This is a genomic window from Nocardia acidivorans NBRC 108247 (genome assembly GCF_001625085.1).
In the GTDB taxonomy this organism is placed as follows: Bacteria; Actinomycetota; Actinomycetes; order Mycobacteriales; family Mycobacteriaceae; genus Nocardia; species Nocardia acidivorans.
This window is the reverse complement of sequence record NZ_BDAW01000061.1, coordinates 19,127-32,709: the sequence shown is the minus strand read 5'-3', so window position 1 is coordinate 32,709 and position 13,583 is coordinate 19,127. Positions and strand designations below refer to the sequence as shown.

At 68.1% G+C, this 13,583-nt stretch carries 16 protein-coding genes; 5 read left to right on the top strand and 11 right to left on the bottom strand.

Features of this window, described 5'->3' with window-relative positions; genetic code table 11:
* Positions 1-2: 2 nt before the first annotated feature.
* The 6 genes from NA10_RS27215 to NA10_RS27190 form a co-directional block, all read right to left on the bottom strand.
* Complete coding sequence (locus tag NA10_RS27215; protein WP_067572931.1) at positions 3-548, bottom strand: hypothetical protein; 546 nt, start codon at positions 546-548, stop codon at positions 3-5.
* 91 nt (positions 549-639) lie between these two features.
* The gene (locus NA10_RS27210; RefSeq protein WP_067572929.1) at positions 640-1,437 is read right to left on the bottom strand and encodes a family 1 encapsulin nanocompartment shell protein; all 798 of its coding nucleotides are present in this window, start codon (positions 1,435-1,437) and stop codon (positions 640-642) included.
* Between the two features lie 3 nt (positions 1,438-1,440).
* Entirely contained in the window at positions 1,441-2,451 is a 1,011-nt protein-coding gene (locus tag NA10_RS27205; RefSeq protein WP_067572927.1) for a Dyp-type peroxidase, read from the bottom strand.
* A 57-nt stretch (positions 2,452-2,508) separates the two neighbouring features.
* Entirely contained in the window at positions 2,509-2,835 is a 327-nt protein-coding gene (locus NA10_RS27200; RefSeq protein ID WP_067572925.1) for a cupin domain-containing protein, read from the bottom strand.
* Positions 2,836-2,918: 83 nt separating this feature from the next.
* Positions 2,919-3,431 (bottom strand): dihydrofolate reductase, encoded by a 513-nt coding sequence (locus tag NA10_RS27195; protein ID WP_067572923.1) that lies wholly within the window; start codon positions 3,429-3,431, stop codon positions 2,919-2,921.
* A complete protein-coding gene (locus NA10_RS27190; protein ID WP_067572921.1) occupies positions 3,428-4,261 on the bottom strand; it encodes a thymidylate synthase in 834 nt (277 codons plus the stop codon). The genes NA10_RS27195 and NA10_RS27190 overlap by 4 nt, the downstream gene beginning before the upstream one ends.
* Before the next feature lie 68 nt (positions 4,262-4,329).
* Between NA10_RS27190 and cobF the strand changes: the two genes are divergently transcribed.
* The 3 genes from cobF to NA10_RS27180 all read left to right on the top strand — a co-directional run bounded on the left by cobF (position 4,330) and on the right by NA10_RS27180 (position 6,361).
* A complete protein-coding gene (gene cobF, locus NA10_RS27185; RefSeq protein WP_067572919.1) occupies positions 4,330-5,094 on the top strand; it encodes a precorrin-6A synthase (deacetylating) in 765 nt (254 codons plus the stop codon).
* Between the two features lie 200 nt (positions 5,095-5,294).
* A complete protein-coding gene (locus NA10_RS38285) occupies positions 5,295-5,438 on the top strand; it encodes a hypothetical protein (RefSeq protein ID WP_218021596.1) in 144 nt (47 codons plus the stop codon).
* A 56-nt stretch (positions 5,439-5,494) separates the two neighbouring features.
* Positions 5,495-6,361, top strand: coding sequence for an Fpg/Nei family DNA glycosylase (locus NA10_RS27180; protein WP_067572916.1), 867 nt, complete (start codon positions 5,495-5,497; stop codon positions 6,359-6,361).
* Positions 6,362-6,393: 32 nt separating this feature from the next.
* Here the strand turns inward: NA10_RS27180 and NA10_RS27175 are convergent, their stop codons facing one another.
* From NA10_RS27175 to NA10_RS27160, 4 genes are all read right to left on the bottom strand, one after another.
* Entirely contained in the window at positions 6,394-7,905 is a 1,512-nt protein-coding gene (locus NA10_RS27175; RefSeq protein WP_067572914.1) for a carboxylesterase/lipase family protein, read from the bottom strand.
* A gap of 76 nt (positions 7,906-7,981) precedes the next feature.
* Positions 7,982-8,227 (bottom strand): DUF2630 family protein, encoded by a 246-nt coding sequence (locus tag NA10_RS27170; RefSeq protein WP_067572960.1) that lies wholly within the window; start codon positions 8,225-8,227, stop codon positions 7,982-7,984.
* Positions 8,224-9,633 (bottom strand): MocR-like pyridoxine biosynthesis transcription factor PdxR, encoded by a 1,410-nt coding sequence (gene pdxR / locus NA10_RS27165; RefSeq protein WP_245677928.1) that lies wholly within the window; start codon positions 9,631-9,633, stop codon positions 8,224-8,226. Before pdxR ends, NA10_RS27170 begins: the two co-directional genes overlap by 4 nt.
* Before the next feature lie 68 nt (positions 9,634-9,701).
* Positions 9,702-10,868: an alpha/beta hydrolase family protein gene (locus tag NA10_RS27160; protein ID WP_084515290.1), complete on the bottom strand. Its 1,167-nt coding sequence runs from the start codon at positions 10,866-10,868 to the stop codon at positions 9,702-9,704.
* A gap of 401 nt (positions 10,869-11,269) precedes the next feature.
* On the opposite strand from NA10_RS27160, the gene NA10_RS27155 reads away from it, so the two are divergent.
* Together NA10_RS27155 and NA10_RS37120 are read left to right on the top strand one after the other, a co-directional pair.
* Positions 11,270-11,959, top strand: a complete 690-nt coding sequence (locus NA10_RS27155; protein WP_067572912.1) for a pyridoxamine 5'-phosphate oxidase family protein — start codon at positions 11,270-11,272, stop codon at positions 11,957-11,959.
* Between the two features lie 190 nt (positions 11,960-12,149).
* Positions 12,150-12,323: a PIN domain-containing protein gene (locus NA10_RS37120; protein WP_157556765.1), complete on the top strand. Its 174-nt coding sequence runs from the start codon at positions 12,150-12,152 to the stop codon at positions 12,321-12,323.
* Positions 12,324-12,336: 13 nt separating this feature from the next.
* Here NA10_RS37120 and NA10_RS27150 read toward each other — a convergent pair whose 3' ends face one another.
* Positions 12,337-13,572 carry a hypothetical protein gene (locus NA10_RS27150; protein WP_067572910.1) on the bottom strand — a complete coding sequence of 412 codons (1,236 nt, stop codon included), beginning with the start codon at positions 13,570-13,572 and terminating at the stop codon, positions 12,337-12,339.
* Positions 13,573-13,583: the final 11 nt, after the last annotated feature.

Sequence of the window (13,583 nt, the reverse complement as noted above, 5' to 3'; positions counted from 1 at the left end):
CCCTACCGAGCGGTGTCGCCGTGCGTGGGCGGGGCCAGCCGCCAGTGCCGGGTCAGCGCGTCCGCGATCTCCGGGAGCACCGTCACCGGGATGCGCTTACCGCGCAGCATGCCGCGAATCTCATTGACCTGCTCGCGTTTACGCATGTCGTAGGCGTTGGCGATGGGTTTGACCACCGGTGGGATGGACAGCAGTACCAGTTCCCCGTGCGGCTCGTCGCCGCCGTTGAGATCCAGTGCCAGCGACCAGCGGGCGTGCTCGTCGAGCGCGAATCGACCGGCCACCACCCGATCCCAGGCGAGAGTCTCGGCACCCCAGGGGGTTCGCCGCACAATCGCCTGCTCGGTCAGCACCACGCCGTCGAGGCCGAAGAGCAGAAACAGCAGCGCGATCCCCGCCGCGATCCCCAGCAGCAATCCGGTGAAGATCCGATTCACCCCGAAAACACCGACGATGCCACCGCAGATCGCGGCCGTCACCACCACCCCGGCCGCGCCGTACCAGGCTGCCCGCCGCCCCGGCACCACACCGGCCCGCACCATGGTCATTCCGCGCACACCATCGAACAATCGCCTCCCGCCTCTGTGCTGCGGTCACCGTACCCGCAAGCACAGCGGAAGGCACTGCTCCACTCGGCTCTCACGCCTCCAGGGCGACGGCCGCCTCGGCGGTGTAGACCAGGAAGGTGAGCGATTCCTGGAAGTACAGCTGGACCGATTCGGCATCGTGCGAGAGGTATCCGATGGACAGGTCCTGACCGATCCGCAGATCGAAATCCCCACCGCGGGTGGACAGGACGAACGCGCCGTCGATGGCCGGGGCCCAGATGATCTCGCCGTCGATCAGTCGTTCGATATGGGTGCGGATCGGATGCCCGTGATCGGAGGTCTCGCTGACCGCGGTGTACAGATCGGCCGAGAGCAGGACCGAATACGGTCCGTCCACGCCCGCCAGGCGCAGCTTGCTCAGGGCCTGGGTGACCGCCTCGGGAGCCAGCTTCGGATCGCCCGGCAGCTTCACCGGTTCGCACGAGGTGCTCGCGCGGATGCCGACGATCCCGGCGGCCGGATATCCCTCGAACAGGGCCCGATCCTCGGCGAACGCGACCTTCTTGGCCGCCTCCTTCACCGCGTCCAGATCGGTGTCCTTGGCCCCGCGCTCCACATTGTCGAGCTCATCGCGGGACAGGGTGAACGGCACTCGCAGTTCCACCAGCGGCACCACCACGCGCTGGCGCGCCTGTACCCCCTCGGCGGGTGCGGCGATGGGGGCGGTGCGGCCCGCGCCCACCGCGGAGTAGTCCGCGCCGTGCGGTCCGGAGACATCGACCACGCGCCGACCGGCGATGTGCCGCTTGAAGGTTCGGGTCGCCTCCTCCTCGATCGCCGTCCAGGCGGCGGAGGTGATCGGCGCGAGTTCCCGGTGCAGGTTGTTCATGCTCTAGCTCCTTTTCAACGTGCCGATTCCGAGGGAACCATCGTGGGAGACAACACCATTGGTTGCCGGAGATTCCCGGACTCGCGCGGCCGCCGGCGCGGGTGCGTCCGGCAGTGCGTCGAAGAACCCCAGGGGCGGGGCGAAGAACGACGTGCCGGTGACGGCCGTGGAGAAATCCAGGATGCGGTCGTAGGCCGCCTCATCGGTGCCCAGGAACATACGCTCGAGCATCAGCTCGGTGACCGCGGGCGTGGCCGAGTACGCGACATAGTAGGTGCCGAACTCGCCGTCCTTGACGCTGCCGAAGGGCATATTGGCGCGCAGGATGGTGCCGTTGTCGTCCTGATCGTTCACCGCGACATGGGAATTGGCGGGCTTGTCGGCATCGGAGAGCTCGAAGTCGTCGAGCTTGGTGCGCCCGATCACGCGCTGCTGCTCCTCGATCGAGAGCGCCTTCCAATCACCCAGGTTGTGCAGGTACTTCTGCACGATCACATAACTGCCACCGGCGAATTCGGCGTCCTCGTCACCGACCAGCGCCGCCGAGACCGCGAGCGCGCCCTCGGGATTCTCGGTGCCGTCGACGAAGCCGAGCAGATCGCGCTGTTCGAAATACCGGAAGCCGACGGTCTGATCGACGATGGTGGCCGCCCCGGACAGGCGGTCGGCCAGTGCCATCGCCAATTCGAAACAGGCGTCCTGGTTCTGCGATTTGATGTGGAAAAGCAGATCGCCCGGGGTGGCGGGGGCCTGGTGACGCTCGCCGATGTAGGACGGAAACTCGTGCAGCTCAGCGGGTTTCGCCCCCGCGAAGAGACGATCCCAGGCGGCGGAACCGATGCTCGCTATGCAGTCGAGCCCCGCCCCGGGTATCCGGAAGCCCACGGATCGGCGTAATCCCGGCAGATCCGCGAGGAGATCGCGGACCACCGCCTCGCCACCCTCGTCTATGGTCGCGACGAGGAAGATCGCGGCGGGCGTAAGCGGGTCGAGAATCGGCTGCGGCTCACCCATGCGCTCCAGCCTAGAACGGACACTGGTCAGACCGGTCGGCCGGTAGGCCCGTGTCCGCTATTTCGCCACGGTGAGCAGGAAGGCCACATCGTCGATGGCCTTCACACTGTGCCGCGCGTTCGGGATCACCAGCAGGTCACCGGCGGATCCCTTCCATTCATTGGTGCCGCTGATGAGGGCCAGCACACCACTGAGCACCACCATGGTGGCCTCGCCCGGATTCTCGTGCTCGGCGAGGGACTGCCCCGCGGTCATGGCGATCACCGTCTGGCGCAGGCTGTGCGCGTGACCGCCGTAGATGGTGAGCGAACTACGTCCGCTCGATGCGGTCGCGGCCAGCTTGAGCTGCTGGCGGGCGACCGCGGTCAACGACTTCTTGTCCATGGACTGCCTTTCGCCGGAGTATCCGTGAGTATGCCGGACTACTCACCGGGCGACCGGCAGATTGGGCCGTTCGTGCACAGGAATTACTGGAGTGGAATCATCGCGTTATCGGATTCGCGGAGATAACGGCGGAAGCGGAAACGCAGGCCCTTGGCGGACTCTCGCCACGGGGCCGCATCGGCGACCCACTCCGGGCCGATGGGCGCGGCGTAGCAATCACCGGCGATATCGGAGTCCACCTCGGTGACCATCAACTCGGTGGCGAACGGCATTGCGGCACGGTAGATCTCGCCGCCGCCCGCGACCCAGACCGTTCCGGGGCCGCTGAGTTCGAGCGCCTCCTCGACCGAGCCCGCCCGCTCCGCCCCCGCGGCGGACCAGTCCGCCTGCCGGGTCACCACGATATTGCGACGGCCCTCCAGGGGACGGAAACGCGCGGGCAGCGAATCCCAGGTGCGCCTGCCCATCACCACCGGATGACCCCAGGTGACCTCTTTGAAATGCGCCATATCCTCCGGAACGCGCCAGGGAATGGCATTGTCCAAACCGATCACCCCGTCCGGGGTCTGGGCCCAGATCAGCCCGATGGTTCTCATACGGCCACCGCGGCCTTGATCGCCGGATGATGCTGGTAATCCTGGATTTCCACATCCTCGTACGCGTAATCGAAGAGCGTTGGGGCGGGCCGCAGATTCAGCGTCGGGAACGGGTACGGCTCGCGGGTCAACTGTTCGCGCACCTGCGCCACGTGATTGTCGTAGATATGCACATCGCCACCGGTCCAGATGAAATCGCCGGGCAGTAGCTCGGTCTGCTGCGCGACCATCTGCGTCAGCAGCGCATAGCTCGCGATATTGAACGGCACGCCCAGAAACAGATCCGCGCTGCGCTGATACAGCTGGCAGGAGAGTTTGCCGTCCGCCACATAGAACTGGAAGAAGGCATGGCACGGTGCGAGCGCCATCCGATTCAATTCGGCCACATTCCAGGCGGACACGATCATCCGGCGCGAATCGGGATCGGTGCGCAGCGTCTGCAGCACCTGTGAGATCTGATCGATATGGGTGCCGTCGGGTGCCGGCCAGGACCGCCACTGTACGCCGTAGACCGGACCCAGATCGCCGTCGGCGTCGGCCCATTCGTCCCAGATGGTGACCCCGTGGTCCCGCAGCCATTTCACGTTCGAATCGCCGCGCAGGAACCACAGCAACTCGTAGACGATCGACTTGAGATGCACCTTCTTGGTGGTGATCAGCGGAAACCCCTGCGAGAGGTCATAGCGCAGCTGATGTCCGAAGATGCTGCGGGTGCCGGTCCCCGTGCGATCCGCCTTCGGGGTGCCCGACTCCAGCACCAGCCTCAGCAGATCCTCGTACTGAGTGTCGCGCGGGGCCTGGCTCTGGGGGTCTCGAGGGGCGGTGTCCACGCCTGGCAAGCTTACGCACCCGCCGCCCCGCGCCGCGACACCCTTCCGGCCTGGCATGCTGTGGCGCTGTGCGCATGCTCTCTGTGATCGGAATCGGTGCCGGTGATCCGGATCAGGTGACGGTGCAGGCCGTCAAGGCCATGCGCCGGACCGATGTGTTCTTCCTGATCGGCAAGGGCGCCGAGAAGCAGGAGCTCGTCGATGTCCGCGCGCGGATCCTGGCCGAGCATGTCGACCAGCCGCACCGGGTGGTCGAGGTGCTCGATCCGCCGCGCGATCGGAGCGTCCCGGCCACCGGGGCCGATGCCGCGTACCGGGGTGTCGTGCAGGATTGGCATGAGGCGCGTGCGGCCCTGCTGGAGCAGGCGTTCGCGGAAACCGAAGGCGTGGGCGCGATTCTGGTGTGGGGTGATCCCGCGCTGTACGACAGCACGCTGCGGGTGGTCGAACGCGTGCTCGAGCGCGGGCGCGTCACCTTCGACTACGAGGTGATTCCGGGCATCACCAGTGTGCAGGCGCTCGCCGCCGCGCATCGCATGGTGCTGCACGAGATCGGTGAGCCGGTGCACATCACCACCGGTCGCCGACTGCGCGAAGAGGGTTTGGCCGCAGGGCAATCCACGCTGGTGATGTTGGACGGCGACTGTTCCTTCACACAGGTGCCGGGTGATGACGTCCACATCTGGTGGGGTGCGTATCTGGGCATGCCCGATGAGGCGATCATCGAGGGCCCGCTGCGCATCGTGGAGTCCCGCATCATCCGTCGCCGCGCCGCGTTGCGGGAAGCCAAGGGCTGGATCATGGACATCTACCTGCTGCGCCCCGGGCTCTGATCGCGTCAGAGCTGTTGTGCGGCGGTGGCGGTGGTCATGCCGCCGTCGATCAGCAGGTCCTGGGCATTGTCGACCGGGTAGGACTCGGATATAGGCCGCCTTCCCCGAGGTCAGGAATGCCACGGCCGCCGCGACCTCCTCGGCGGTACCCACCCGGGCCGCGAGGGTGGAAGCGGCTGCGGCAGCCCGGATTTCGGCCGGTGATGACGACCGCCGCGCCCTCGTCCAGCAGTCGCCGGGCGGTGGCCAGGCCCATACCGCTGCGCCGCGAAGACCTCGACCACCGCTTCCCAGGCCTGCTGGACTCCCTCCTGGACGCGGCAAGCCGGGACGCCGCGCACTGACAATCGGCGCGTCGTGGCTGGTCGCGCTTGTCGGGGGTGGTCGGTAGGCTGCGGGAGTGCCGGAATTACCCGAAATTGTGGCGCTCGAGCAATTCTTGAGCGCGCATGCGGTCGGTGCGGTGGTGGGACGGGTCGACGTCGCGGCGCTGAGTGTGCTCAAGACCTTCGATCCGCCCGCGACCGCGCTCTCGGGGCGCGATGTCACCGGGGCGGGGCATTGGGGCAAACACCTCGGATTGAACTGCGACGGGCTGTGGTTGATCACCCATCTGTCCCGGGGCGGATGGTTGCGGTGGCTCGACGATCCGTCGGCGACGCCCCCGAAACCGGGCAAGGGCCCGCTGGCGCTGCGGGTGCACTTCTTCACGCCGGAGGGCGATACGCCCGCCTTCGATCTCACCGAGGCGGGAACCAAGAAGCGGCTGGCGGTGTGGATCGTGTCCGATCCGCAGCTGGTGCCGAGTATCGCCCGACTCGGGCCCGATGCCATGGTCGTCGGCGAGCCGGAGTTCGCGGAGATCCTGAAGGGCACCACGCAGCGGATCAAGAACGCGCTCACCGATCAGACCCTGATCGCGGGCATCGGCAACGCCTATTCGGACGAGATTCTGCATACCGCCAAGCTCTCGCCGTTCGCGAACTCCTCGACCCTGGATCAGGAGCAGGTGGCGCGGTTGTACGCCACCATGCGTGCGATCCTCGCCGACGCCATCGCGCGCTCGGTCGGGCAGGACGCGGCTCGGCTCAAGGGGGAGAAGCGATCCGGGATGCAGGTGCACGGTCGCACCGGTATGCCCTGCCCGGTCTGCGGGGACACCGTGCGCGAAGTCGCCTTCGCGGACAAGTCCTTCCAGTACTGCGCGACCTGCCAGACCGGCGGCAAGATTCTCGCCGACCGCCGGATGTCCCGGCTGCTCAAATAGATTCGACTCCCCCTCGGCCGGGATACGTACCGCTACACCAGTGCGGGCGGGTGAACTCCCTGCCAGGCAAGGCGTTTCGCCCGCTCCGGATCGTTCTCCACCCGGGACGGGTAGTCGATGATCATGGTCGAGCGCCGTTCCTTGGTGTATGCGGGCCAATTCGACAGCGGTGCGCCGGTGCGCGCGAACGCCAGCCAATTGTCCTGGAACTGCCGCGACACCGCCCGGAAGCCGCGCTGTCCGCCCGCCGCGGTGAGCGCCCGGCCCACCGGTGTGGCGGTCGCGCCGAACACCGGGATCAGATCCAATGCGTGCGTCGCGCCGAAACCTGCCAGTTGTACCGCGCGCGGGGCGAAGTCGAAGCGATAGGCGTAGGTCGGCGCGTAGCGGCTGTGCCCCTCCATCACCGCGAGCGAGGGTCGCCAGAAGGTGAAATCACCGCCCATGCGCACCGTGGTCCTGCGGTCCGGGAAACCGGGATAGGCCGCGGTGACCCGGGATTCGGCATCGCCGCCCGCCTGCTTCAGCACCCAGCGGATGCGTTCGGGGGTGGTGGGCAGCGTGTCGTCGAAGCGCACGAACAGCGTGCCCTCATCGCGATTGGTGCCGATGATCAGCGGCACCGGATGCGCACTGCCGTCCGCGAACGCCTCTACGATCGGCTTCGGCAGGAAATCGCCGTCGATCTGCGGTGCGGCGGGGAAGAGGCCGGGCTGATCGCGCATGACGTCGTTGACCGCGCGATCCACCGCGCGCCGAATATCATTGGAGCGCGCGGTGAGCAGGCTGTTCGCCTCGTCACCGGGCTTCGCGCCCAGTTTGTCCAGGCAGCGGCGCGCGAAGAGCCGGGCATCGGCGTGCGAGGGCCCCCAGTCCGCGGGCGGACTCTGCGCGATACCCCGGTGGAACAGTCCGGCCGCGGCGGGCGCGGCCATGAGCGCGAGCACCGCGTGCGCACCGGCGGATTCGCCGAAAATGGTGACATTGTTCGGATCCCCGCCGAACGCGGCGATATTGCGGCGCACCCACTCCAGCGCCGCCACCTGATCGCGCAGCCCCAGATTCGCCTCGAATCGATGTGCGGGCGTGGAGAATTCGCTGAAGTCGACATAGCCGAACGCGCCCAGCCGATAGTTCATCGACACCACGATCACATCGCCGCGCAGCGCCAGCCGCGCACCCGAGTACAGGCCGAGCGCGGAGGTGCCGATGAAGTAGCCGCCGCCGTGAATGAAGACCATGACCGGTCGCGGCGTAGCGGATGGGGTGTTGGGCGCGGTGATATTGAGGGTCAGGCAGTCCTCGCCGGTGGGCTGCTGCCGCCGCGGACCCAGCTGTGCCCCGCGCCGGTGTTGCATTGCGGCGAAACCGAATTCGGTGGCATCGCGCACCCCGGTCCACGGCTGCACCGGCTGCGGAGCCCGGAAACGCAGGTCGCCCACCGGGGGCGCGGCGAAAGGAATGGACCGCCAGCGTGATACGCGGCGGCCCTGGGAACCGCGGACGATGCCGTCCCCGGTCGTGATGTCTGTCATTGCCACCATCAACCGATGGTAGCGGGGTGCGCGGGCGCGCCGTTCGAGAAATCCGGCCGCCCTGACGGGGGAGTCGTGCCGGGGATTACTGGAGGTAGCCCTCGACCTGACGGGCGGAGGACGCCTGCGCCTCCTCCGGGTTGCGGCCCTGATCCAGCCGGGCGCGACGCTGGCGCAGCAGGTCCCAGCACTGGTCGAGGGCGACCTCGAGCTCGGCGAGCTGACGGCGTTCGGCCTCGGGATCGATCTCGCCCTGCGTGCTCTGGGTACGCAGCTCGTGCTCACGATCCACCAGGGTTTTGATGCGCGCGAGAATGTCCTGTTCGCTCATGGCGTCCACTGTACGACCCGTGCCAAGGCCTCCCCCGCCGAGCGCACCGCGACCGGCAGGTCCGCCCTGGACAGGGCGGCATAACCCAGCGCTATCCCGAAGGTGTGTCGGGGACCGCGGGTGTACCTGCCCAGGCCGTCGAGGTAGACCCCGGCCTCGGCCGCCGCGGCGACGGCGGCCTCCTCCCGCGGGGCCGAGTCCAGCGGTACGAACAGGTGCGAGCCCGCATCGTCACCGCGGACGGTCAGGCCGCGCCCGCGCAGCTCCTCGATCACCAGGGCGCGGCGCAGCGGCATCTCCCGGCGCAGGCGGCGCAGGTGCCGGGCCAGATCGCCGTGCCGGGCGAGTTCGGCCACCACCTGCTGTCCGGCCGGGGCGGGGCCGGTGCCGGTGAGTTCGCGGTGGTTCAGCACCGCGTCGGTCACCGCCGGGGCGGCCACCATCCAGCCCACGCCGAGGGTGGGGCAGAGGATTTTGCTGGTGGTGCCCAGGTGGACCACGAGTTCGGGGGCCAAAGCCGCGAGCAGGGGCAAAGGGGCGGTGTCATAACGCAATTCGCCGTCGTAGTCGTCCTCGATGACCAGCGCGCCGGTGCGACGGGCGAATTCGACGAGTTCGACGCGGCGGGCGGCGGGCATTCGCGCGCCGAGCGGAAACTGGTGCGCGGGTGTGCAATACACCATTTTGGTATCCAAGGGCAGTTGGTCCACGCGCAGGCCGTCGGCGTCCACCGGTACCGGGACCAGGCGTACGCCCGCCGTCTGGAAGGCTCCGGCGGCCCGCGAATATCCGGGGTCCTCGATGGCGGCGACATCGCCGGGGCGCAGCAGAGCCGCCGCGAGTTCGCTGACCGCCGAACTGGTTCCGGCGGTGGCGAGCACCACGCTGCCACTGCCCGGACCGAGTCCGCGGTGGCGCAGCAGGTGTTCGGCCACCGCCGCCCGGTAATCGGGTTCACCGGCGCGCTCCTTGCGCACCAGGGGGTTTCGATCCGAGACCGCACGCCAGGCGCGCCGCCAGGCCGCCCGATCGATCACCTCGATACAGGGAGCGCCCGCGCCCAGATCCAGCAGGCCGACCGCCGGATCGGCGCGCCGGGCGGTGGTGACCTGCGCGGCGATTGGTTCGGGTGAGGCCGTGAGGTAGGTCCCGGAGCCGTGCCTGCCGCTGAGCCAGCCCTCGGCGTGCAATTGGTCGTAGGCCGCGGTGACCACGGTGCGACTCACGCCCAGCCGGGTCGCCAGCTCGCGCGAGGACGGCAGTCGATCGCCGCCGCGCAGTGCGCCGCTGGTCGCCGCGGTGCGCAACCCATCGGCCACCTGAACCGCCAGCGGCACACTCGCGGCACGGTCGATCGCCAGCGGCAGATCCTCCACCACCACCCAGTTTTTGCCGCCGTCTGTCACCGAAGTGGCCTCTCCTCGATTCGGAATTCGCGCCACTACAGCCTGCCACTCGCGGTGGCCGGAATCGGTCAGCGCAGGGTGGTGATTTCCGGATCCGCGCCGGGGTGATCGAGCGGGGTGTTCGGATCATCGCGGAGGAATTTGTCGAAGAGCGCGGCCACATAGGTATCGGTCAGGGCGGCCGCACGCGGGGCCGCGATCGGCCCGAAGTAGGTCTTGGCGGCGGGCCGCACGGCATCTGGCACCAGCGACGGCATGTCGGTGAAGTCGTAATGTGCCGAATTACCCAGGGTGAGTTGACGTTTCCAGCCGATTCCGTGCGCGAAGAAGGCGTCGAGCGAGGGATTCGCATCGCCCACCTCCTCGATCTGGCGGCTGGTCAGCACCAGCACCGGCCGATCGACCCCCTCGACGGCGGCCCGCCCGAACTCCTCGTCGACCCCGATCTGCCCGTCGAGATCGACCGCCGCGCCGATGCGCGGATCGTCGTGAATGGCCTCGACGGCGGCATAACCACCGGACGAATGGCCGACGATCCCGATCCGATTCAGGTCCAGGGCCTCCGCGAGACCGACTGGGAGCCAGCGCTTCTCGGCGTCCGGATTGTCGCCGCCCGCCAGTTTTGTGAGCGAGTCCAGGACGAACCCGATATCGAGCAGGCGGGCGGCGATGAACTTCTTACGGACCGCGGGGACGAAACCCTCGGGCATGGGTGCGGCCGTGGCCGTGCGCCCGCCCGGAAACTCCACCGCGGGGCCCTCGTAGGTGTGATCCACTGTGACCACGATGTATCCGCGACTCGCGAGATCCTCGGCCAGGCCGGTGCCCAGCAATCGGGACACCCCGGCCCCGGGCGTGTACAGGACCACCGGGAAACGACTCTCCGGTTCGGCGGGGGCGTCGGCATACGAATTGGTCAGCAGCCCAGGCAATTCGATCCCCAGCTGTCGTTGCAGCTCCGGGACCAGCACCGTGGAGACGTAGTGCGCGCGTGGGAACAGTTCGGTGGCCGTGGCGGGATAGAAGACCGAGACCATGAGTTCGCGCGCCCGGTCCGGCCGGAAGGGGTCGGGTCGGCCCGCGTCGAGAAGATGCAGAGTCGTTGTGCCGACCTGGAATTGGCCGGTCGGCCGCGGCAGCGGGGTCACGCCCAGCGGTGCGGCGGTGGACAGGCCCGTCGCCGTGGTCAACAGTGCGGCGGAGGTGAGAGCTGCCGCGACGATCTTGCCGATCAACGATCCCCCAGTGATACCCGAAACGTATTAATTTGCAGCGTTTTACGGACGCGGAGGACACCTTAGCGTGCCGGGGTCGGGTTGTCAGCCCGAGCATCGGGAGAAGGTCCGCATCACGGCCGTAGCGCGAAAACCAAGGCGGCACTGCGCATTGCGGTCAGCGGAGAGCCGCCGGGCGTCCGGTCGCTCGGTGTCGCCGGAGATCGGGGCTCGCCGAGGCTGTCCGGGGAACTGACGCCGGGAGTGGTTGGTGGCCCGAGCCTCCGGTGCGATCCGACCGCTGCTGCCGGTACCGCCGAATGAACGAGTGCGGAACAGGCCGATATCTCGGGCAAGTGGTCTTTCATTCTTGCGTCGAATTGGCTATTCAGGAATGCCACTGCCCGCGTAATGCTGGTCATATGACCGAGCAAGCGACCCGGACCCCCTTGTCACCCACCCCCCGCAGCACGCTCGCCCGCTACAAGGAGCGGGGGGCCGTCGACCGCGCCGAATTGGACGCGGTCCTGGACGCCGGACTCCTGTGCCACCTCGGCGTGGTGCTCGGCGGCAGCCCGGTCGTCATCCCCACCACCTACGGGCGTGAGGGCGACACCCTGTACCTGCACGGCTCCACGGGTGCGGGCAATCTGCGCGCCGCCATGACCGGCGAGGTCTCGGTGGCGGTCACCCACCTGGACGGTGTGGTCTACGCCCGCTCCGCCATGCACTTCTCGATGAACTACCGCTCGGCCGTCATCCACGCCAGACCGGTCGAACTCACCGATCCCGAGGAGCGCATGCACGCGCTACGGGTCATCGTCGAGCACGTGGCCCCGGGCTCATGGGATGCGGTGCGGTCGCCGAACAAGAAGGAGATGGCGGCCACCATGGTGCTCGCCCTCGACCTCACCGAGGCATCGGTGAAGATGCGCACCGGCGGCCCGCGCGATGAGGAATCCGATATCGCCGCCGGTGGCGTCTGGGCCGGGGTGCTGCCCCTGCGTCAGGTCTGGGACGACGCCGTCCCTGCCGCCGACCTGGAACCGGGAATCGAAGTCCCCGAACATGTTCGGACTCGCTCGTCCTCGTTCGCGACGACTCCGGAGTGAGTCCGACCGCGCGTCCGTCTCCCCGTAGGAAAGGTGTAGCAGTGTTGTAGAAAATCGACTTGCGGCAGGTCCGCAGTACACCGATGATCCTGACGAACGCGCGCGGCGGATTGAACGCCTCCAAAACTCGGAAGCCCTGTTCGAGCCGCTCGCCTTCGATACCGGGGCCGCCCGCCGGTACGGCCACATCGTGTCCTCGGTGCTGGCCGCCGGTCGAAATCCCAAGCCCCGCCGCGTGGATTTGATAATCGCGGCGATTGCCTCGGTTCACGGTCTCCCGCTGTACACGGTGAACCCGGACGACTTTCGTGGCCTGGATGCTCCGGTCACCCTGATGAAGGTCACGCATCCCGATAATCGTTGAACCGCAAGGGGGTTCACCAGCTCTGTGCCGTGAGCTCCAAGTCGGCGAGTGCTCGTTTCGTGAGCAGCCCGGGGCTGTGGGCGGCCTCGGGGTCCAGGCTGACCACCGAGAGGGTGTAGGTGTCGGCGATTCGGGTGAGGTAGCCGGAGAGTCGGGTGCGGGGGAGTCGGTCGGGGCGCAGGCCGGGGTGGATGGCGCGCGCGGCCACGCCGGTGCACGGGTGCGGGCCCAGGGTCAGTAGCGAGTCCGGCAGGGTTCCGATATTGGAGCACAGGATGTCTCGTTCACCCGCGCCCTTGGCCAGGGCCGCCGCCCAGCGATCGGGGATGACCTGTAGAAGTTCTTCCGGGAGGCCGCCGGGGCTGGTCATGCGGTGCTCGTAGGCGGCGCGGGCTTTGCGGCGCAGGCTGGCGGGGGTGTCCTCGCGGGTGATGGCGATCTCCGTCATGGCCATGTCATTGTCGACGCGCGGTTCGTCCCGGGTGTCGACCGGCAGGCTGGCCACGATGGTCGGTTCCTGGAATCCGCTGTTCCACAGCATATTCGCAATGAGGTGGACGAAGAGGCTGTTGGCGGTGCCGTCGCGGGCGACCGCCACCCTGTTCCATTCCCGGGCGGGCACCTGCACGATGGCGCTTCGGGTCGTTCGTCCCGGCAATACGTGGGCGGACATGATCTTTCGATCGACCGGTGGCGTGGGTCGCGGTGGCAGTCCGCGGCGCAGGGCGCGGGCGGTGCCGCCGAGTACGGTCGCCCACTGTTTGCGCGCGTCCGCCCAATCCGTATGTCCGGCAACGGGTGCCGCCAAGGGGGTGCCGGTCAGGGCGTGATCGATGGCCAGGGTCAGCGCTCGACCGTCCGCCAGGGCGTGTGAGCAGGTCAGGGACATGACACAGCCGCCCTCGGCGAGTTCGGTCGCGGAGAGTCGCCAACCGGGACCGGTCTCGGGGTCGAGGTCGTCGCCCTGTGAATCCGCCCAATCCAGTAGTGCCGCAGTGGGAATCGCCTGGTCGGTCACCGCCGGCGGGTGTGCCCACCCGGTTTCCTGCCAGCGGGGCCGGGCTCCGGGGACACGGGAACGTACCACCCGCCGCCCCAGCGGGCCCACGCGCAGGGCTTCGTGAATCCGGTCCAGCAGGGCCCGGTCGACCGGATCGGCGGTACGCCACAGTCCCTGCAACGCGATCGGGGTACCCATACCCCGATGCGCGCGCAGGAACATTTCGTCCACCACGCTCAGCCGATTCATTGCAGGGCAGC

Bases quoted from the DNA above. Each gene is read 5' to 3' on its own strand.
- NA10_RS27215 (WP_067572931.1), bottom strand. From the start codon at position 548: ATGACCATGGTGCGGGCCGGTGTGGTGCCGGGGCGGCGGGCAGCCTGG.
- NA10_RS27210 (WP_067572929.1), bottom strand. From the start codon at position 1,437: ATGAACAACCTGCACCGGGAACTCGCGCCGATCACCTCCGCCGCCTGG.
- NA10_RS27205 (WP_067572927.1), bottom strand. From the start codon at position 2,451: ATGGGTGAGCCGCAGCCGATTCTCGACCCGCTTACGCCCGCCGCGATC.
- NA10_RS27200 (WP_067572925.1), bottom strand. From the start codon at position 2,835: ATGGACAAGAAGTCGTTGACCGCGGTCGCCCGCCAGCAGCTCAAGCTG.
- NA10_RS27195 (WP_067572923.1), bottom strand. From the start codon at position 3,431: ATGAGAACCATCGGGCTGATCTGGGCCCAGACCCCGGACGGGGTGATC.
- NA10_RS27175 (WP_067572914.1), bottom strand. From the start codon at position 7,905: ATGGTGGCAATGACAGACATCACGACCGGGGACGGCATCGTCCGCGGT.
- NA10_RS27170 (WP_067572960.1), bottom strand. From the start codon at position 8,227: ATGAGCGAACAGGACATTCTCGCGCGCATCAAAACCCTGGTGGATCGT.
- NA10_RS27155 (WP_067572912.1), top strand. From the start codon at position 11,270: ATGACCGAGCAAGCGACCCGGACCCCCTTGTCACCCACCCCCCGCAGC.
- NA10_RS27150 (WP_067572910.1), bottom strand. From the start codon at position 13,572: ATGAATCGGCTGAGCGTGGTGGACGAAATGTTCCTGCGCGCGCATCGG.